The organism is Kribbia dieselivorans NBRC 106261 (genome assembly GCF_001552435.1).
Taxonomy (GTDB): domain Bacteria; phylum Actinomycetota; class Actinomycetes; order Actinomycetales; family Dermatophilaceae; genus Kribbia; species Kribbia dieselivorans.
Genome location: NZ_BCRE01000029.1, coordinates 15,113 through 33,633 on the forward strand (window position 1 = coordinate 15,113; position 18,521 = coordinate 33,633).

Genomic DNA, 18,521 nt, shown 5'->3' on the forward strand with positions numbered 1-18,521 from the left:
GGTAGAGAGAGACCATGACTGCCACCATCAACGAGACCAGCGAGGCCACCCAGCCGGGTGGCGTCGGGCGCGTGTCCCGCGTCATCGGCCCGGTCGTCGACGTCGAGTTCTCGGCCGGCTCCATGCCGGAGATGTACAACCTGCTCCAGACCCCGGTCACCGTCGGCGGCGAGACCCGCACGGTCAACCTCGAGGTCGCCCAGTTCATCGGCGACAACATGGTTCGCGCCATCTCCCTGCAGCCCACCGACGGCCTCGTCCGCGGCGCCCAGGTGCAGGACACCGGTGGCCCGATCAGCGTTCCGGTCGGCGATGTCACCCTCGGTCGCGTGTTCAACGCCACCGGTGACTGCCTCAACCTCGAGCCCGGCGAGAAACTCGAGGTCAAGGAGCGCTGGGGCATTCACCGCCAGGCGCCGAACTTCGACCAGCTCGAGTCGAAGACCACGATGTTCGAGACCGGCATCAAGGTCATCGACCTGCTCACCCCGTACGTGCAGGGTGGCAAGATCGGTCTGTTCGGTGGTGCCGGTGTCGGCAAGACCGTGCTCATCCAGGAGATGATCGCCCGCGTGGCGCGCAACCACGGCGGTGTGTCCACCTTCGCCGGTGTCGGCGAGCGCACCCGTGAGGGCAACGACCTCATGGTCGAGATGGAGGAGGCCGGCGTTCTCGGCCAGACCGCCCTCGTGTTCGGTCAGATGGACGAGCCGCCGGGCACGCGTCTGCGCGTGGCCCTCTCGGCGCTGACCATGGCGGAGTACTTCCGCGATGTGCAGAACCAGGACGTGCTGCTCTTCATCGACAACATCTTCCGCTTCACGCAGGCCGGTTCCGAGGTCTCCACGCTGCTCGGCCGGATGCCGTCCGCCGTGGGTTACCAGCCGACCCTGGCCGACGAGATGGGTGTGCTCCAGGAGCGCATCACCTCGACGCGTGGTCACTCGATCACCTCGATGCAGGCCATCTACGTGCCCGCCGACGACTACACCGACCCGGCTCCGGCCACGACGTTCGCCCACCTGGACGCCACGACCGAGCTCAGCCGTGAGATCGCCTCGATGGGTATCTACCCGGCCGTGGACCCGCTGACCTCGACGTCGCGCATCCTCGACCGTCGGTACATCTCGGCGGAGCACTACAACACCGCGGTGCGCGTCAAGCAGATCCTCCAGAAGAACAAGGAACTGCAGGACATCATCGCCATCCTCGGTATCGACGAGCTTTCCGAAGAGGACAAGATCCTCGTCAACCGCGCTCGCCGTATCCAGCGCTTCCTGTCGCAGAACACCTACGTTGCCAAGCAGTTCACCGGCATCGAGGGTTCGACCGTGTCGCTGCCCGACACGATCGAGGCGTTCACGAAGATCGCCGACGGTGAGTACGACCACGTCGGTGAGCAGGCGTTCTTCATGTGTGGTGGCCTCGACGACGTCGAGCGCCAGTGGGCGGAGATCCAGAAGAACCTCTGAGTTCCTCCCCGCACGCAGACGCCGAAGGCCGGTCCCCGTTGGGGGCCGGCCTTCGGCGTCTGCCGGGCTGGACGCGGTGCGGGGCATCCCCGTGGCGGCGGTAGACTGACCCGAACGTTTCCCCTACTTCGAGGATGGACTGTGAGCACCCTTCACGTAGACATCGTGGCCGCCGACCGCAAGGTCTGGGAGGGCGAGGCCACGATGGTCACGGCCCGCACCGTTGAGGGTGACCTCGGCATCCTGCCCGAGCACACCCCGGTGCTCGCCGTTCTGGCCGACGAGGGTGAGGTCTCCGTCCACACCGTCGACGCCGGCCGTCGGGCGATCAACGTCTCCGGCGGGTTCCTGTCCGTCGACCAGAACCGTGTGACCGTCGTCGCCGACACTGTCGACGCCGCGTCGCTGTCCCACTGAGGCGATAGATGACCGGGGACGTCCTCGAACTGATCGGGGCCGTTCTGCTCGCAGTCGTCTGCGGGGCCCTGCTCTGTCTGTTCTACGTTTGGGCGCGCCAGCGGCTCATCTCGGCCAACAAGCCCATGATGCTGTGCGCGCTTCACGAACCCGGGTCGCCGTGGCGGCTCGGGTTCGCCCGTATGGGCCCGACCACGCTCGACTGGTACGCCGCGGTGGGGGTGCGCCTCAAGCCCAACCGCCACTGGTCACGGGCCGGCCTCGTCGTGGGCCTGCCGACCGATGTCAGTGAGCCTGCCGGATCTCCCGACCAGGTGATCATCACCCTGGAGGGGGCGGGCGAGCCCGCCGACCTGGCCTTGGCTCGCGGCGATTACTTCGCCATGCGTTCGTGGGTGGAGAGCCCCCCGCCGGGCTACAACGTCAACTTCGCCTGACCTCTCACTGGGAGGCTGATCCCGCGGCACCGCGCTTGCGTCGCTCCGGCGCCTGCGCCCGACCACCGCCCGGCTGCCACAGCACGTCGCCACCGGAGCCGAGGTTCGCCAGGCGCGCGAGGATGAACAGCAGGTCCGACAGGCGGTTGAGGTACTTCGCCGTCAGCACATTCACGCCGCCGTGGCCCTTCTCGGAGCCCGGATCGGTCCCGTGCGCCTCCACCGCCGCCCAGGAACGACGCTCCGCCCGTCGAACGATCGTGCACGCGAGGTGGAGGTACGCCGATCCAGCCGTGCCCCCCGGCAGAATGAAGGAGCGCAGTGGCTCGAGTTCGCTGAGGTAGCGGTCGCAGTCCTGCTCGAGCTCGTCGATCCACGCCTGCTCGACGCGCAACGGCGGGTACTCGTAGCTCTTCTTGAGCGGCGTGGACAGGTCCGCGCCGACGTCGAACAGGTCGTTCTGCACCCGCTTGAGGGTGTCGATGACGTCCTCGCGCAGACCGCCCGCGGCGACCGCGATGCCGATCGCGGCGTTGGCCTCGTTGGCGTCCGCGTACGCCTCCAGGCGCGGGTCGTTCTTGCTCGTGCGGCCGAAGTCGCCGAGTGCGGTCGTGCCGTCGTCGCCGGTGCGGGTGTAGATCTTCGTGAGGTTGACCATGCAGACAGCGTGGCAGACGGCCGCAACCCGCCGCGACGGACACCGTCGACCGCTGCCTCGCCGAACCGAGATCCGTGCACTGTGACCGCATCGTTACGTCGGGGGAGGCGCATTCCGGCACGTCAGCGGCGCGAATCGGGCAACATGTCGGAGACAGTCATCGACAACGGCGTCGGTGACTGCCTTCTGAAGGACAACCGGGGGGTTACCGAGCATGACGTCGGAGCAGCACCACATCCAGATGACCGATGCGTTGAACGTGCACACCGCAGCCGACCTGCGCACCGAACTGCTCACGGCGTTCGAGACGAGCCAAGAGGTCGTCGTCGACTTCAACGGACACCCCATCCACGACTCCACCGGCATCGGCCTGCTTGTCGAGGCCTGCCGCCGCGCCGAACGCGCCGGGTGCCGACTCCACCTCACCGGGGTCGAGGAGCGCAGCCAGCGGATGCTTCGCCGCGTCGGGATTGCGCGCGCGCTCGGGCTGTCGGTGCGGGCACGGCCCTCCGCCGCTCCGGCCTCGGCGCGCCTGCGCATCGCCTGACGAACGGCGCTCCAGTCGCGCCGGATTGTGTCAGCACTCACCCCACCCACCCCTGTTTCGAGGCCGAACCGAGCGGTACCTTCTGGGGTATGCCCGACACCCCTGCCGTGACACCGTCTGCCGCTCCTGCCCGCCCCGAGCGGGACCGCCCGTGGGTCATGCGCACCTACGCCGGGCATTCCTCCGCAGCGGCGAGCAATGCGCTCTACCGCCGCAACCTCGCCAAGGGCCAGACCGGCCTGTCGGTGGCCTTCGACCTGCCGACGCAGACGGGTTACGACCCCGACCACGTGCTCGCGCGCGGCGAGGTCGGCAAGGTCGGCGTGCCGATCAGCCACATCGGTGACATGCGGGCGCTGTTCGACCAGATCCCGCTCGGCGAGATGAACACGTCGATGACGATCAACGCCACCGCGATGTACTTGCTCGCGCTCTACCAGGTCGCCGCCGAGGAGCAGGCGCAGGCCGCCGGCCAGGACCCGGCCGAGGTCGTCGCCAAGCTCGCCGGCACCACCCAGAACGACATCATCAAGGAGTACCTGTCCCGCGGCACGTACGTCTTCCCGCCGGCGCCGTCGATGCGCCTGATCACCGACATGGTCAACTACACCGTCGGCGCGATCCCCAAGTGGAACCCGACGAACATCTGCAGCTACCACCTGCAGGAGGCCGGCGCGACCCCGATCCAGGAGATCGCGTACTCGATGTCCACGGCGATCGCGGTCCTCGATGCGGTGAAGGCCTCCGGCCACGTGCCCGCCGACGAGTTCGGCACGGTCGTCGCGCGCATCTCCTTCTTCGTGAATGCCGGAGTGCGGTTCGTCGAGGAGATGTGCAAGATGCGCGCCTTCACCGAACTGTGGAACGAGCTCACGCAGGAGCGCTACGGCGTCGGTGACGCGAAGCAGCGGCGCTTCCGGTACGGCGTGCAGGTCAACTCGCTGGGCCTGACCGAGGCGCAGCCCGAGAACAACATCCAGCGCATCATGCTCGAGATGCTCGCCGTGACGATGTCGAAGAGCGCCCGGGCCCGTGCGGTGCAGCTCCCGGCGTGGAACGAGGCGCTCGGTCTGCCGCGCCCGTGGGACCAGCAGTGGTCGTTGCGCATGCAGCAGGTGCTCGCGTTCGAGTCCGACCTGCTGGAGTACGAGGACATCTTCACCGGCAACCCCGTCATCGAGGCCAAGGTCGCCGAGCTCAAGGAGGGTGCGAAGGCCGAGATGGCCCGCATCGAGGAGATGGGCGGCGCGGTGCCGGCGGTCGAGTCCGGCTACATGAAGTCGGCGCTGGTCGCCTCGCACGCCCTGCGCCGGCAGCGCATCGAGGCCGGTGAGGACACCGTCGTCGGCGTGAACAAGTTCGCCACGACCGAGCCCAACCCGCTGACGGCCGACCTCGACACGGCGATCGAGACGGTCTCTCCGGAGGTTGAGGCCAAGGCGATCGAGGCGATCCAGGCGTGGCGGGCCCAGCGTGACGGCGATCCGGCCGGCAAGGCCCGCGCCGAGGCAGCGGTCGCGGCGCTCAAGGCGGCGGCGGCCACCGACGAGAACCTCATGGCGGCCTCGCTGGAGTGCGCCCGCGCCGGCGTGACGGTGGGGGAGTGGAGCCAGGCGCTGCGCGACGTGTTCGGGGAGTACCGCGCTCCGACGGGTGTGTCGGGGTCGGTCGGCGTGCAGGACGGCGGCTCCGAGGAACTGCGTGCCGTGCGGGCGGCCGTCGCCGCCACCGGTGAGGAACTCGGCGAGAAGTTGCGCATGCTGGTCGCCAAGCCGGGTTTGGACGGTCACTCCAACGGAGCCGAGCAGATCGCCGTGCGCGCCCGCGACGCCGGGTTCGAGGTCGTCTACCAGGGCATTCGCCTGACCCCCGAGCAGATCGTGGGCGCGGCGGTCGCGGAGGACGTGCACCTCGTGGGCATCTCGATCCTCTCCGGGTCGCACATGGAACTCGTGCCGGAGATTCTTCAGGGCTTGAAGGAGCAGGGCGCGGGCGACATTCCCGTCATCGTCGGGGGCATCATTCCGGAGTCCGATGGTAAGCGTCTCAAGGAGATGGGTGTGGCCGAGGTGTTCACCCCCAAGGACTTCGGCCTGAACGAGATCATGGGACGATGCGTGGAGGTCGTGCGGGAGAGCCGCGGCCTGCCCACGCGGGAGCCCGCCGGCGTCTGAGCAGCCCACCGCCCGCCTTGACGGCTGAGACCGGATGCGCTCGAGTAGGCTCTTGGTAGTGGACGATTTAGACGGTGCCTCCGGCGCCGCGGAAAAGGGGAGTCCCAATGTCACGCCGTGTGTTCATCAGAGTCCTGCTCGGTAGCGCGGCATCGGCGGTGTTGGTGCTCGCCGCGGGGGGCAGTTCCTTGGCGCAGAGTGATGGTGTCGAGGGGGCCTTGAACGGGAGTAGTCAGGTGTCGACGAGTCCTGACGCCGATGCCGATGTCTCGAATTCGCCCGAGGTGCTGGAGGCGAGTCAGACACCAGCCGCTCGCGCCATCGAGGAGGCGATCTCCAGCGGAATCGCCGTGGAGCAGGTTTCCGATGTGGCGCGAGTCACCACAAAGCTGGCCGACGGCACTCTGGAAGGTCGTTACGACGGCTTCCCCATTGCTGAACTTCAGGACATGACGTCGGTTGCGCGGAGCGGGAAGAAGTCTGCCGGACAGGTCGTGGCCAAGGCGCGTGTGGACAAGGAATTCATGCCGATCTACCGCAAGGCTGCCAAGCTTGACGGCTTCGCTGGTGGGGCTATTCGCGGAACGATGGCGGAGAGTTGGATCGGATTCAAGGGCTCCGTTCCTGAGGAGATTGCGACCACCGCGCGAGCCGCGGGCATCACCGTGCGCCCCGGCAGAGGATGGTCCTTGCAGGAAATGCAGGATTACAGTTCCAAGGTGCACGATGCGGCTCGACGCGTGACGCCGGGAGCGGTGACCACATTTGTTGATGAAGAAGCCATGGCCATCGACATCGCGGTACCAGAAGATTCTCGTACCGCGGCTGAGCGTGCGGTTGCGGAAACCGTCGGATATGGATTGGCTGCCTCCTCCGAGGGCCCGCGAGTGACGTGGAACGCCGTGCCGGAACGCCAGGCGCGACCTCAGGATAGTGCAGCGCGAGGTGGGGGTCATCTCAACGCCTGCACGGTGGGTTTCGTGCTGGCGGCTCAGACGTCTGGAGCCAAGCGCCTAGGGACGGCGGGGCACTGCACGGTCTCTCGAAACAGCGACACGTACAGGAATCATCCCGTTGACGGCGGAAGTACTGCTGTGAACCAAATGTGGTCTCATCAGGGAAGTTACGGCGATATCGGCTACACGAGTCATGGGGCGTTTAATGGGATAGCGACATTTTATGCTGCGAAGGATGTGAAACGATCTATCCGTTGGGTTGCAGATGAGGTTGCCGACATGCCTGTGGGTAAGACGCTTTGCGTCTATGGGCGCACAAGTGGAAGCCTGCCTCTGCATCCGGTTTGCACTGAGGTGCGTGCCCGACGAGCTGACGTCGATGGCATGGGAGAAATGGTAGTGATGACGGAAGCCATCACTGAGCAGGGTGACAGCGGTGGGCCTTGGTACTGGTCCGAGTCGGCCTACGGAATCCACTACGGGGTGGATGTGAGAAATGGTGATGCTGTGAGTGCATTCACTCCAGTCATGAATTACTCACAGTTCGGATTCCGGGTGCTGACTCGATGAGTCGCCGCGTGGCTGGGGTCGCCGCGTGTCTGACCGTGGTCGCCGCCCTCGCGGGTGCCTGCTCGAGTGAGTCGCAGGCCGAGGTGCGGGCGCTGACCGTTCCGAAGGCCGGCAGCTGGGTGGACATGGCGTCCGACGTGCGTCTCTCTCGGGATGCCGGCACCGGTTGCATCGTTGATCAGTTGGGTCGAACGGTGGTGTTCGACGAAGGCACCACCGTCACCGGTGGGGTCGATGACTGGGTCATCACCCTCCCTGATGGGACACAGTTTCGTGACGGTGAGCGCTACACCGAACGTGGCCTGCAAGTCAGCGATCTGAAGGACCTCAACCGCACCATCGCGCCGGAGACTGCCCTGGAAAAACTTCCTGAGGGCTGTGGTCCGATGCCATGGTTCAGGGTCTACGCGCCGGACTGGCCCACGAGGTGACCCGACATGGCCCTGTTCTGTGACGCGACCCTACTGGTGCTCGGTCCATGCGAGACCGATGGCAGCGGCGACCTGACGACGTCCGGTCATGCCCGGGCACTCGCCGTCGCCGAACACGTGCGGGAGCGTCGTATTGCCCGGGTCGCCGGCGGTACGACCGGAGCGTCGTCGGTCACCGCCAGCGCACTCGCCGACGCCCTGGACGTCCCGGTGTGGCTGTTGCCCGACCTGGACCGGGGCACCGACGGCTGGGCCGATGCCGTCCAGACCATTGCCGATCAGCATCGGGGCGAGACGGTCTTGGTCGTGGCCGCGATCCACCACTCCGGTGACACGATCGTCACCGAGTTGCTCGTCGGCGACGACGGCTGACCGGCACACGGGCCGCTCAGAACAAGCGCGATTCCACGTCGTCGATGCCCTTGAGCGCGTCGTAGTCGAGCACGACGCACCGGATGCCACGATCCTCGGCCAGCGTGCGCGCCTGCGGCTTGATCACCTGGGCGGCGAACACCCCGGTCACCGGCGCGAGGTGCGGATCGCGGTTCATGAGTTCGAGGTATCGGGTGAGCTGCTCGACTCCGTCGATCTCGCCGCGACGCTTGATCTCGACGGCCACCGACCGCCCGGTGGCGTCCTTGGCGAGGATGTCCACCGGCCCGATCGCGGTGAGATGCTCACGGCGCACGAGGCGGTACCCCTCGCCGAGGGTGTGGATGTGCTCGGCCAGCAGAGCCTGGAGATGCGCCTCGACGCCGTCCTTGACCAGCCCCGGGTCCACCCCGAGGTCGTGCTGCGAATCGTGCTCGACCTCGTGCAGCCGCACCCGCAGCCGATCCTCGGACTTGCTGTGCTGCACGACCCACACGGCCGTGACGCCCTCGGCCGCCTCGTGTTCCGCCGGCGCGACCTCGGCCATCGTGCACGGGGGAGCCATCCAGTTCAACGGCTTGTACGATCCCCCGTCACTGTGGACGAGCACCGACCCATCGGCCTTGACCATGAGCAGGCGCCGGGCCAACGGCAGATGGGCCGTCAGCCGCCCCTCGTAATCGACACTGCAGGACGCAATCACCACTCGCATCGGCGATCAGCTCGGTCGCTGCTTCGGCGCGCGGCGCTCGGTCAGGCTCGGGTCGCGGGTGTAGACGCCGGCCAACGCGTCGTCGATTCGGGTGAGGATCTCCGGCGCGAGCACCACGCTGGCGTCGGCCACGTTGTGGGCCACCTGCTCGGGCCGGGAGGCTCCGACCAGCGCCGAGGCGACATTGGGGTTCTGCAGCACCCAGGCGATCGCCAACTGGGCCATGGACAGGCCGGCGTCGTCGGCGATGGGCCGCAGGTGCTGCACGGCCGCGAGCGTCTCGTCCTTCATGAACGCGCGCATCGAGCCGCTGAGGTCGTCGTGCCCGGCGCGGGTGTCCGCCGCCGGCGCCTGGCCGGGCAGGTACTTGCCCGACAGCACGCCCTGCGCCATGGGGCTCCACACGATCTGGCTGATGCCGAGCTCCTCGGACGCGGGCACGACCTCCGGCTCGATGACGCGGTAGAGCATGGAGTACTGCGGTTGGTTCGAGACGAACGGGAACCCCAGTTCGCGGGCCAGGGCGTGGCCGGCCCGGAGCTGTTCGGCGGTCCATTCGCTGACACCGATGTAGAGGGCCTTGCCGGCGCGCACGATGTCGGCGAAGGCCTGCATCGTCTCCTCGAGCGGAGTCTCGACGTCGTACCGGTGTGCCTGGTAGAGGTCGACATAGTCGGTGCCCAGCCGGCGCAACGACCCGTTGATCGACTCCATGATGTGCTTGCGCGACAGGCCGGAGTCGTTCGGGCCGCCGGGCCCGGTCACCCAGTACACCTTGGTGAAGATCTCCACGGACTCGCGGCGCTCGCCGGCCAGGGCCTCGCCCAGCACGGATTCGGCGACCGTGTTGGCGTACACGTCGGCGGTGTCGAACGAGGTGATCCCCGCATCGAGCGCGGCACGCACGCACGCCCTCGCCACATCGTTCTCCACCTGCGAGCCGTGCGTGAGCCAGTTGCCGTACGTGATCGCCGAGACCTTGAGGCCACTGTTGCCGAGATAGCGGTGTTCCATGACCGTCACCGTATCGCTCTCGTGACGGAGCATCGTGGTCTCGGGTGACGATGCTCCCTCACCACTCATCGGGCGCCACTCATCGAGTGTGACCGCCGTCGCCCCGGACCCCCCTCGCCCCGCGGCGGCGCACCTGTAACACTCTGGGGCATGACGCGTGATTTCAGCAAGGTTGGTGTGATCGGACTCGGCACGATGGGTGCCGGCATCGTCGAGGTGTTCGCCCGCAACGGCATCGACGTCGTGGCCCTCGAGGTCGACGACCCCCGGATCGAGCGTGGCCAGGAGCGTCTGGCCCGCAGCACCGAGCGCGCCCTCAAGGGCGGCAAGCTCACCGAGGAGACCCGGGCCGAGCTGAACGCCCGCGTGCAGTTCTCCACGAACTACCAGGACCTCAAGGACTGCCAGCTCGTCATCGAGGCCGTCCCCGAGGACCTCGACCTCAAGCGCGAGATCTTCACCGAGCTCGACAAGGTCGTCGGCGACGACGCCATCCTGGCCACGAACACCTCGTCCCTGTCGGTCACCGAGATCTCCGTGGCGACCTCGCGCCCGAACCGCGTCGTCGGCCTGCACTTCTTCAACCCCGCGCAGGTGCTGCAGTTCGTCGAGATCATCCGCACCGTCGTGACCAGCGACGACGTCGTCGAGGACGTCAAGGCCCTGGCCGAGCGCATCGACAAGCAGGCCGTCGTCGTCGGTGACAAGGCCGGCTTCATCGCCAACGGCCTGCTGTTCGGGTACCTCAACCACGCCGTGTCGATGTTCGAGCAGAAGTACGCCACCCGTGAAGACATCGACGCCGCCATGCGGTACGGCTGTGGCTACCCCATGGGCCCGCTGGCGCTGATGGACCTCATCGGGCTCGACACCGCCTACGAGATCCTCGACACGATGTACCGCGAGGGCCGCGACCGCCTGCACGCGCCGAGCCCGATCCTCAAGCAGATGGTCAAGGCCGGCCTCAAGGGCCGCAAGACCGGCCAGGGTTTCTACACCTACGACGCTCCGGGTTCGTCGACCGTCGTCGATGACGAGCTCACCCCGAAGCCCGCCGAGGCCGGTGCCGGGGTGGCGCTGCGCCCGATCACGAAGGTCGGTGTCGTCGGCTCGGGCACGATGGCCAGTGGCATCATCGAGGTCTTCGCCAAGAGCGGCTACCCGGTGACGTACGTGGCCCGTTCCGAGGCCAAGGTCGAGGGCGTGCGCGCGAAGATCCAGAAGTCGTGCGACAAGGCGATCATGCGCGGCCGCATGACCGAGGAGCAGCGTGACGCGCTCCTGGGCAACCTGACCGGCACGACGAAGCAGGAGGACCTGGCCGACGTCGACCTCGTCGTCGAGGCGGTCGTCGAGGACCTCCAGGTCAAGCAGGCCCTCTTCGAGAACCTCGACGAGATCTGCAAGCCCGGCGCCATTCTCGCCACGACGACCTCGTCGCTGCCGGTCATCGAGTGCGCCGCCGTCACGAAGCGACCGCAGGACGTCGTCGGCCTGCACTTCTTCAACCCCGCGCAGGTCATGAAGCTGGTCGAGATCGTCTCCACGGTCTCGACGGCCGAGGACGTCATCGCCACCTCGCAGGACCTGTGCGCCAAGCTCGGCAAGGTCGCGGTGACCTGTGGCGACCGCGCCGGGTTCATCGTCAACGCGCTGCTCTTCCCGTACCTCAACGACGGCGTCAAGATGCTCGAGGCGCACTACGCCAACGCCGACGACATCGACACCGCGATGAAGCTCGGCTGTTCGCTGCCGATGGGCCCGTTCGAGCTGCTCGACGTGGTCGGGCTGGATGTCTCGCTGGCCATCGAGCGCGAGCTCTACAAGGAGTTCCGTGAGCCGGGCTTCGCGCCGGCGCCGATGCTCGAGCACCTCGTCACGGCCGGATACCTGGGCCGTAAGACGGGTCGCGGTTTCCGCTCCTACGTCTGAGGCGTCCGCTCACCCTCACGGTTCGAGGTATGACCGACCGCTGTAACGGTCGGTCATACCTCGAACCGCGAGAGGGCGACGGTCGTCCTGGTCAGCCATGGTGGCGTCATGTCCATGGCGATGCCCTACCTGACCGCGGGCGGGGGCGCGGACCTCTACGAACGGCGGTTCATCCCGCCGTCCGGTGTCGCCGAGGTGGCCGTGGGCGACGACGGGTGGCGGCCGACTGGAGCCGGCTCCGGTCCGGTCACGGTCTCCCGCTCCGGCTCCGGCGTCGACGGCGGTGCCGGGAGCCGGAGCCGCTTGAGCATCAACGCGTTCACCGCGACGATCAGGCTCGAGCCGGACATCGACAGCGCCGCGATCTCGGGGCGCAGCACCAGCCCGAACGCCGGATAGAACACCCCGGCCGCGATCGGTAGCGCGATGACGTTGTAGCCGACGGCCCAACCGAGGTTCTGCCGCATCTTGCGCAGGGTGCCGCGCCCGACGCGCAGGGCGATCGGCACGTCCAGCGGGTCCGAGCGCATGAGCACGACATCGGCCGTCTCGATGGCCACGTCGGTGCCGGCGCCGATGGCGATGCCGAGGTCGGCCTGGGCCAGCGCCGGAGCGTCGTTCACCCCGTCACCGACCATCGCGACCTTCCGGCCCTGGGCCTGGAGCTCGGCGACCTTGGCCGCCTTGTCACCGGGGAGGACCTCGGCGATGACCGTGTCGATCGCCAGTTGGTCAGCGATCCGCTCGGCCGTGGCCTGGTTGTCGCCGCTGAGCATGACGACCTGGGTGCCGAGTCCGTGCAGGTCGCGGATCGCCTGCGCGCTGGTCGGCCGCACGGCGTCGGCCAGCGCGATGATGCCGGCGCCCCGCCCGTCCACGCCGATCAGGACGGCGGTGCGTCCGCTGGCGGCGAGATCGTCCCGCTTCGACTGCAGTGCAGTGATATCCACGCGCTCCTCAGCCATCAGGGTGCGGTTGCCCACCACGATCCGGCGTCCTTCGACGTCGGCCACGGCGCCACGGCCGGGCACATTGCGGAACCCCGAGGGCGTCGGCGCGCTCACGCCTCGCTCGTCGGCATGCCGAACGATGGCTCCGGCCAACGGGTGCTCGGACTCGCGCTCGACGGCCGCCACCCACCGCAGCAGCTCGTCCTGGTCGATGCCACCGGTCGTGACGACGTCGGTGACCTCGGGCTCTCCCTTGGTCAGGGTGCCGGTCTTGTCCAACACGACCGTGTCGATGCGGGCCGCGGACTCCAGCGCCGTGGCGTTCTTGAAGAGCACGCCCCGCTGGGCGCCCAGACCGGTGCCCACCATGATGGCCGTGGGCGTGGCCAGGCCGAGGGCGTCGGGGCAGGTGATCACGACGACGGTGATGGCAAAGAGCAACGCCACCTGAACAGAGGCTCCGGCAGCGAGCCAGACCAGGAACGTCCCGACACCGCCGACCAGGGCGACGAGCACGAGCCAGAACGCGGCCCGGTCGGCCAGCCGCTGCCCGGGCGCCTTGGAGTTCTGTGCCTCCTGCACCAGCGCGACGATCTGGGCCAGGGCGGTGTCGGAGCCGACCTTGGTCGCCCGAACCCGCAGCGTGCCGGTGGTGTTGATCGATGCGCCGATGACCTCGGAGCCGGGCGTCTTGCCGACCGGCAGGCTCTCACCGGTCACCATGGACTCGTCGACCTCGGAGAAGCCGTCCTCGACGATGCCGTCCACGGGGACCTTGCCACCGGGGCGGATGAGGACGAGATCGCCGACCACCACCTGCGCCGTCGGGATCTCCAGTTCGGCGCCGTCGCGCAGCACCGTCGCCTTGGGCGGCGCCAGGTCGAGCAGCGTCCGGATCGCGTCGTTGGCTCCGCCGCGAGCGCGCATCTCGAACCAGTGGCCGAGGAGCACGAACGCGGTGAGCACGGCGGCGGCCTCGTAGAAGACCTCACCACCGCCGGTCAAGGTGATGCCGACGCTGTAAAGCCAGCCGGCGCCGACCGCGACGGCCACCAGCACCATCATGTCCAGCGTGCGGTTGCGCAGGGCACGCCACGCGCCGTCAAAGAAGATCCACGCGGAGTAGAAGACGACCGGCAGGCTGAGGAGCAGTGCGAACACGTCGTCGCGTAGGCCGAAGGGTGCCGGCACGGTGAAGCCCAGCATGTCGCGGCCCATCGGAGACCACAGGGTGATGGCGATCGCGAGCACGAGGGCGACCAGGAACCGGTTGCGCATGTCGCGCACCATGTCCGCCATCGACATGCCGCCGTGACCGCCGTGCCCCATCATCTCGTGCGGGGAGCGCAGCGCGCCCTCCGCGGCGTGACCCTGGTGTTCGGCGTGATCGTCGTGCCCGGCGTGGTCGTGCCCCGCGTGGTCGTGCCCGGCGTGGTCGTGCCCCGCGTGGTCGTGCCCCGCGTGGTCGTGCTCCGGGTGGCCGTGCTCCGGGTGGCCGTGCTCCGCCGGATAGTTCGCCGGCTCTGCCATCGGCGAGCAGACGTGCTCTGGCACCGATCGGCCGGAGCAGTGGTACCCGCACTCGCGCACCCAGCCCGCCAGTTGGGCGACCGAGGTGACATCGGCGTCATAGGTCACCGTCGCGGTCTGGTTGACGGCGTTGGCCTGCACCGCCTCGACGCCCGGTCGACGCAGGAGCGTCGACTCGATGGCCTGCGCCGACGTGGCCCAGTGCAGTCCACCCAAACTGAGGACGGTCTTCTGATTCATGGATGTTCGCCTCCGCGAGAGTTCGTTCGGGTTGTCGATGTTCAGCAACCAACATACCCCTATGGGGTATTCCCCCGGGTCAGTGACCTCGGGGCATGAAGAGCATCATCGCGCCCATCATGACGACGCAGAGCAGCGCGAACAGCAGGGCGCCGGTCCCGGCTGCCCCGGTGGCCACCAGTGCCGCCACGATCAGGAGCATGGGCACCATGCACAACAGCATCATCAGGGTGTGACCGCGTCCGTGCCCTGATCCGTGGTGGTGGTTCGGGGTACTGGCCATGACATTCATCCTCTCGGTGGAACTGTGCGAACCGTGGTCGGATCCCAGCGGCTCTCGGATCAGGTGTGGTGTTGGGAATGCTGCTCGGTCGGTACTGGGGTCGGCGCGGGCACCTGGGCGCCGCTGTCCGAGGTGAGGGCCGGTCCGATGATGAAGGCCGAGATCAGGAACATGACGCTGAAGACGGCCACCGCGATCGTCGGCGCGATCCAGGTGCCGAATCGGCGGTGGATGCGTCGCAGCATGGGGATCGAGAACAGTAGCCCGATCGCGTAGAAGAGGGCGTTCCCCCCTGCCCCGGTGAGCACGGCGGCTCCCGCGATGAGGCCCACGTGGTGCAACACGTGTGGGGCGATGCCCAGGACTGCGCCGACCGCGGCGCCAACCCCATCGCGGATGGCTCGCAGTCGGGACCTGGTCGACGTGGTGACGTGAGCGTGAGTGCTGGGCCCGGGGCCGCCTGCAAGCACCAGCGAGCCGGACGCGGAGGGTTTGTCGTGGTGCGCCATGCGGCCACTGTCGGCGGCGCACCCCGTGAGTGCGGTCTCGCTTTGATGAAGGTTTGCTGAAGGGACCCGCGTCGGCAACCTTGAGCAAACCTTCACGGGATCTGAGCCTGACCCGGCGCGTGCCGTGGCCATCCTTGGACGCGATCCCGGCCACCTGCGGACGGCGAGCGGAATATCGAGCGGTCGGGTCGCCTTGGACTTTTCATACCCCCCAGGGGTATGGTCGGAGAAGAGTCGACGATCGGGACTCCGGTCCTGACTCCGCATCCGTGTTCACACCACCAACGAAGGGAACCGACATGAACCCCACCCCCACCGACACCCAGACCTTCGCCGTCACCGGCATGACCTGCGGCCATTGCGCCAGCTCCGTGAAGGGCGAGCTGACCGCGATCCCGGGCGTGACCGGCGTCAGCGTGGACCTGGTGGCCGGCGGCCGGTCGACCGTGACCGTGGCCAGCCAGACGCCGCTGACCGCCGAGCAGGTGGCGGCCGCCCTCAACGAGGCCGGCGACTACCAGCTCGTCGACTGACCCCCGACAACCCCAGCCGGACGGCCCCACCGGGGCGGAAGGAGCTCACGATGACCACCCACGTGGACGAGACCCAGCAGCAGAGCAGTGATGTCGAGCTCGTCATCGGCGGCATGACCTGTGCCTCATGCGCGGCCCGCATCGAGAAGAAGCTGAACAAGATGCCGGGCGTCACGGCCAGCGTCAACTTCGCCACCGAGAAGGCGAAGGTCACCTTCCCGTCGGAGATCGACACGGCCGACCTGGTGGCGACGGTGGAGGCAACCGGCTACACCGCCACTCTGCCCGCGCCGCCCGCAGCCGACCAGCCCAGCGAGGACCCCTCGCAGCGGGCCAAGGACGCGGAGGCGGCAGCGTGGTGGCAGCGCCTCGTCGTCTCCGCGCTCCTGACGGCGCCCGTGCTGGCGATGTCGATGGTGCCGGCGCTCCAGTTCGACAACTGGCAGTGGATATCCCTGACCCTCGCCGCTCCGGTGGTCGTGTGGGGCGCGTTGCCGTTCCACCGGGCCGCCTGGACGAACCTGCGGCACGGCGCCGCCACGATGGACACCCTGATCTCAGTGGGTGTGAGCGCGGCCTTCATCTGGTCACTGTGGGCCCTGCTGTTCACCCATGCGGGCACCACCGGCATGCGCATGCCGTTCGAACTGCTGCCCAGCCGGTCGAACGACTCCGAGGCGCACATCTACCTCGAGGTCGCGGCGGCCGTGACCACGTTCATCGTGGCCGGGCGCTACTTCGAGGCGCGGGCCAAGCGCACCTCCGGAGCCGCGCTGCGTGCCCTGCTGGACATGGGTGCCAAGGACGTGGCCGTGCTGCGGGACGGACCGACCGGGCAGCACGAGGTGCGTATCCCCATCGGCCAGCTCGTCGTCGGCGACCACTTCGTCGTCCGCCCCGGGGAGAAGGTCGCGACCGACGGGGCCGTCGAGACGGGCACCTCGGCGGTCGACGCCTCCATGCTCACCGGCGAGTCCGTGCCGGTCGAGGTCGGCCCGGGAGATGCCGTCGTGGGAGCCACGGTGAACGCCGGCGGCCGCCTCGTGGTGCGCGCCACCCGGGTCGGTGCCGACACCCAGCTCGCGCAGATGGCGCGCCTCGTCGAGGACGCCCAGAACGGCAAGGCCGAGGTCCAGCGCCTCGCCGATCGCGTCTCCGCCGTGTTCGTGCCGATCGTCATCGGGCTGTCGCTGCTGACCTTGGCCGGCTGGCTGCTGGCCGGACACGGTGCGACCGCAGCCTTCACCGCCGCCGTCGCGGTGCTGATCATCGCGTGCCCCTGCGCCCTGGGCCTGGCGACGCCGACGGCCCTGCTCGTGGGCACCGGGCGCGGTGCCCAGCTCGGCATCCTCATCAAGGGCCCACAGATCCTCGAGTCCACCCGCCGTGTCGACACGATCGTGCTCGACAAGACCGGCACGGTGACCACCGGGCACATGGGCGTCACGGCCGTGCACGCGGCCGAGGGCATGTCCGGGCCTGAGGTACTGGCCATCGCCGGAGCCCTGGAGAATGCCTCCGAGCACCCCATCGGTCGTGCCATCGCCGCGCACGCCACCGAAGCCGGGAGCGACCTGAGCGACGTGGAGTCGTTCACCAACCATGGCGGCAACGGGGTCTCCGGAGTCGTCGACGGTCACGCCGCCCTGGCCGGTCGGCGCTCGTGGCTGGAATCCGAGTGGGCCCTGACCGCGCCCGAGCAGTTGCGTGCGGTCGCCGACGTCGCCGAGTCGGAGGGCCGCACCCCCATCTGGGTCGCCTGGGACGGCGTTGTCCGGGCCGTCATCGTCGTCTCCGACACCATCAAGGACAGTTCCGCCCAGGCTATCGCCGAATTGCGGGATCTCGGTCTGCGGCCGGTCCTGCTCACCGGGGACAACGCCCGGGCGGCCCAGGCGGTGGCGGCCCAGGTGGGCATCGCCGCGCAGGACGTCGTGGCGGAGGTGCTGCCGGCCGACAAGGTCGATGTCGTCAAGCGACTGCAGGAGGGTGGGGCGGTGGTGGCCATGGTCGGTGACGGCGTGAACGACGCCGCTGCGCTCGCGCAGGCCGACCTCGGCCTGGCCATGGGCACCGGCACGGACGTCGCCATCGAGGCCTCCGACCTCACCTTGGTGACCGGGGACCTGCGCGCCGCCCCGGACGCCATCAAACTGGCCCGCGCCACGCTGCGCACGATCAAGGGCAACCTGTTCTGGGCGTTCGCCTACAACGTCGCCGCGCTGCCATTGGCCGCGCTCGGGCTGCTCAACCCCCTCATCGCGGGCGCGGCCATGGCGTTCAGCTCGGTCTTCGTGCTCAGCAACAGCCTCCGGCTGCGCGGCTTCACGCCGACCCGCTGAGGTCGGCGCCTGAGGCCCGCGTTGTAGGTCGGTGCTGATCGCCAAACCGTTCGCACATCCTCAATCACGAAACAGGTGAGTCGAGAATGACCACCCTCTTCCCCAACCCGCCGACCGGAGAGCCGGACGGCACAGGACCCGCTCGGGCCGTCCTACAGGCCACGGGCATCGAGAAGACCTACCCTCGCCGCGGTCTGCACCGTCCCCCGGCGGTGCTGAGGGGGGCAGGGCTGCGCCTGCTCCCCGGCGAGGTGGTCGGTCTGGTCGGGGAGAACGGCTCGGGCAAGTCGACGCTGATGCGCATCCTCGTCGGCGACCTCTCCGCCGACGCCGGGTCGGTGACCACGTCCGGACGGATCGGCTACTGCCCACAGCAGCCGGTCGTCTACCCGCGGCTGACCTGCGACGAGCACTTCGAGCTCTTCGGCCGGGCCTACGGCAT

Annotated in this window: 17 protein-coding genes and 1 pseudogene; 12 read left to right on the forward strand and 6 right to left on the reverse strand. The window is 68.4% G+C overall.

Annotation, left to right across the window (positions count from 1 at the left end):
• Positions 1-14: 14 nt before the first annotated feature.
• The 3 genes from atpD (at position 15) to KD1_RS02735 (ending at position 2,326) form a co-directional block, all read left to right on the forward strand.
• Positions 15-1,472 carry a F0F1 ATP synthase subunit beta gene (gene atpD / locus KD1_RS02725; protein ID WP_068397171.1) on the forward strand — a complete coding sequence of 486 codons (1,458 nt, stop codon included), beginning with the start codon at positions 15-17 and terminating at the stop codon, positions 1,470-1,472.
• 141 nt (positions 1,473-1,613) lie between these two features.
• Positions 1,614-1,889 carry a F0F1 ATP synthase subunit epsilon gene (locus KD1_RS02730; RefSeq protein WP_068397174.1) on the forward strand — a complete coding sequence of 92 codons (276 nt, stop codon included), beginning with the start codon at positions 1,614-1,616 and terminating at the stop codon, positions 1,887-1,889.
• 8 nt (positions 1,890-1,897) lie between these two features.
• On the forward strand, positions 1,898-2,326 hold the full coding sequence (locus KD1_RS02735) for a DUF2550 family protein (protein ID WP_068397179.1): 429 nt from the start codon (positions 1,898-1,900) through the stop codon (positions 2,324-2,326).
• A gap of 4 nt (positions 2,327-2,330) precedes the next feature.
• Here the strand turns inward: KD1_RS02735 and KD1_RS02740 are convergent, their stop codons facing one another.
• Positions 2,331-2,984 (reverse strand): cob(I)yrinic acid a,c-diamide adenosyltransferase, encoded by a 654-nt coding sequence (locus KD1_RS02740; RefSeq protein ID WP_068397182.1) that lies wholly within the window; start codon positions 2,982-2,984, stop codon positions 2,331-2,333.
• Positions 2,985-3,198: 214 nt separating this feature from the next.
• On the opposite strand from KD1_RS02740, the gene KD1_RS02745 reads away from it, so the two are divergent.
• The 5 genes from KD1_RS02745 (at position 3,199) to KD1_RS02760 (ending at position 8,034) form a co-directional block, all read left to right on the forward strand.
• Positions 3,199-3,531 carry an STAS domain-containing protein gene (locus KD1_RS02745; RefSeq protein ID WP_068397183.1) on the forward strand — a complete coding sequence of 111 codons (333 nt, stop codon included), beginning with the start codon at positions 3,199-3,201 and terminating at the stop codon, positions 3,529-3,531.
• 89 nt (positions 3,532-3,620) lie between these two features.
• Positions 3,621-5,705, forward strand: a complete 2,085-nt coding sequence (locus tag KD1_RS02750; RefSeq protein ID WP_083541976.1) for an ethylmalonyl-CoA mutase — start codon at positions 3,621-3,623, stop codon at positions 5,703-5,705.
• Positions 5,706-5,812: 107 nt separating this feature from the next.
• Positions 5,813-7,231, forward strand: coding sequence for a trypsin-like serine protease (locus tag KD1_RS16440; RefSeq protein ID WP_157073125.1), 1,419 nt, complete (start codon positions 5,813-5,815; stop codon positions 7,229-7,231).
• Positions 7,232-7,239: 8 nt separating this feature from the next.
• Positions 7,240-7,662: a hypothetical protein gene (locus KD1_RS02755; RefSeq protein WP_068397187.1), complete on the forward strand. Its 423-nt coding sequence runs from the start codon at positions 7,240-7,242 to the stop codon at positions 7,660-7,662.
• A 6-nt stretch (positions 7,663-7,668) separates the two neighbouring features.
• Positions 7,669-8,034 carry a hypothetical protein gene (locus KD1_RS02760; protein WP_068397191.1) on the forward strand — a complete coding sequence of 122 codons (366 nt, stop codon included), beginning with the start codon at positions 7,669-7,671 and terminating at the stop codon, positions 8,032-8,034.
• Positions 8,035-8,050: 16 nt separating this feature from the next.
• Here KD1_RS02760 and nucS read toward each other — a convergent pair whose 3' ends face one another.
• Both nucS and KD1_RS02770 read right to left on the reverse strand, forming a co-directional pair.
• Positions 8,051-8,746, reverse strand: a complete 696-nt coding sequence (gene nucS, locus KD1_RS02765) for an endonuclease NucS (RefSeq protein WP_068397194.1) — start codon at positions 8,744-8,746, stop codon at positions 8,051-8,053.
• A gap of 6 nt (positions 8,747-8,752) precedes the next feature.
• Positions 8,753-9,760, reverse strand: coding sequence for an aldo/keto reductase family protein (locus tag KD1_RS02770; RefSeq protein WP_068397261.1), 1,008 nt, complete (start codon positions 9,758-9,760; stop codon positions 8,753-8,755).
• Positions 9,761-9,910: 150 nt separating this feature from the next.
• Between KD1_RS02770 and KD1_RS02775 the strand changes: the two genes are divergently transcribed.
• Complete coding sequence (locus KD1_RS02775; protein ID WP_068397197.1) at positions 9,911-11,692, forward strand: 3-hydroxyacyl-CoA dehydrogenase family protein; 1,782 nt, start codon at positions 9,911-9,913, stop codon at positions 11,690-11,692.
• 155 nt (positions 11,693-11,847) lie between these two features.
• Here KD1_RS02775 and KD1_RS02780 read toward each other — a convergent pair whose 3' ends face one another.
• The 3 genes from KD1_RS02780 to KD1_RS17270 all read right to left on the reverse strand — a co-directional run bounded on the left by KD1_RS02780 (position 11,848) and on the right by KD1_RS17270 (position 15,003).
• Positions 11,848-14,412 carry a heavy metal translocating P-type ATPase gene (locus KD1_RS02780; RefSeq protein WP_068397201.1) on the reverse strand — a complete coding sequence of 855 codons (2,565 nt, stop codon included), beginning with the start codon at positions 14,410-14,412 and terminating at the stop codon, positions 11,848-11,850.
• 79 nt (positions 14,413-14,491) lie between these two features.
• Positions 14,492-14,695: a hypothetical protein gene (locus tag KD1_RS02785; protein ID WP_068397205.1), complete on the reverse strand. Its 204-nt coding sequence runs from the start codon at positions 14,693-14,695 to the stop codon at positions 14,492-14,494.
• 59 nt (positions 14,696-14,754) lie between these two features.
• A complete protein-coding gene (locus tag KD1_RS17270; protein WP_245627248.1) occupies positions 14,755-15,003 on the reverse strand; it encodes a hypothetical protein in 249 nt (82 codons plus the stop codon).
• A 500-nt stretch (positions 15,004-15,503) separates the two neighbouring features.
• Between KD1_RS17270 and KD1_RS02795 the strand changes: the two genes are divergently transcribed.
• From KD1_RS02795 to KD1_RS17480, 3 genes and pseudogenes are all read left to right on the forward strand, one after another.
• The gene (locus KD1_RS02795) at positions 15,504-15,737 is read left to right on the forward strand and encodes a heavy-metal-associated domain-containing protein (RefSeq protein WP_068397208.1); all 234 of its coding nucleotides are present in this window, start codon (positions 15,504-15,506) and stop codon (positions 15,735-15,737) included.
• 50 nt (positions 15,738-15,787) lie between these two features.
• Complete coding sequence (locus KD1_RS02800) at positions 15,788-18,079, forward strand: heavy metal translocating P-type ATPase (RefSeq protein WP_068397211.1); 2,292 nt, start codon at positions 15,788-15,790, stop codon at positions 18,077-18,079.
• Positions 18,080-18,165: 86 nt separating this feature from the next.
• Positions 18,166-18,519, forward strand: a pseudogene (locus KD1_RS17480) (ATP-binding cassette domain-containing protein); the annotation flags it as partial.
• Between the last annotated feature and the right edge of the window lie 2 nt (positions 18,520-18,521).

What these genes read in the sequence shown, in the direction of transcription:
- atpD (WP_068397171.1), top strand. Translation starts at nt 15, where the DNA reads ATGACTGCCACCATCAACGAGACCAGCGAGGCCACCCAGCCGGGTGGC.
- KD1_RS02735 (WP_068397179.1), top strand. Translation starts at nt 1,898, where the DNA reads ATGACCGGGGACGTCCTCGAACTGATCGGGGCCGTTCTGCTCGCAGTC.
- KD1_RS02740 (WP_068397182.1), bottom strand. Translation starts at nt 2,984, where the DNA reads ATGGTCAACCTCACGAAGATCTACACCCGCACCGGCGACGACGGCACG.
- KD1_RS02745 (WP_068397183.1), top strand. Translation starts at nt 3,199, where the DNA reads ATGACGTCGGAGCAGCACCACATCCAGATGACCGATGCGTTGAACGTG.
- KD1_RS02750 (WP_083541976.1), top strand. Translation starts at nt 3,621, where the DNA reads ATGCCCGACACCCCTGCCGTGACACCGTCTGCCGCTCCTGCCCGCCCC.
- KD1_RS16440 (WP_157073125.1), top strand. Translation starts at nt 5,813, where the DNA reads ATGTCACGCCGTGTGTTCATCAGAGTCCTGCTCGGTAGCGCGGCATCG.
- KD1_RS02760 (WP_068397191.1), top strand. Translation starts at nt 7,669, where the DNA reads ATGGCCCTGTTCTGTGACGCGACCCTACTGGTGCTCGGTCCATGCGAG.
- nucS (WP_068397194.1), bottom strand. Translation starts at nt 8,746, where the DNA reads ATGCGAGTGGTGATTGCGTCCTGCAGTGTCGATTACGAGGGGCGGCTG.
- KD1_RS02770 (WP_068397261.1), bottom strand. Translation starts at nt 9,760, where the DNA reads ATGGAACACCGCTATCTCGGCAACAGTGGCCTCAAGGTCTCGGCGATC.
- KD1_RS02775 (WP_068397197.1), top strand. Translation starts at nt 9,911, where the DNA reads ATGACGCGTGATTTCAGCAAGGTTGGTGTGATCGGACTCGGCACGATG.
- KD1_RS02780 (WP_068397201.1), bottom strand. Translation starts at nt 14,412, where the DNA reads ATGAATCAGAAGACCGTCCTCAGTTTGGGTGGACTGCACTGGGCCACG.
- KD1_RS02785 (WP_068397205.1), bottom strand. Translation starts at nt 14,695, where the DNA reads ATGGCCAGTACCCCGAACCACCACCACGGATCAGGGCACGGACGCGGT.
- KD1_RS02795 (WP_068397208.1), top strand. Translation starts at nt 15,504, where the DNA reads ATGAACCCCACCCCCACCGACACCCAGACCTTCGCCGTCACCGGCATG.
- KD1_RS02800 (WP_068397211.1), top strand. Translation starts at nt 15,788, where the DNA reads ATGACCACCCACGTGGACGAGACCCAGCAGCAGAGCAGTGATGTCGAG.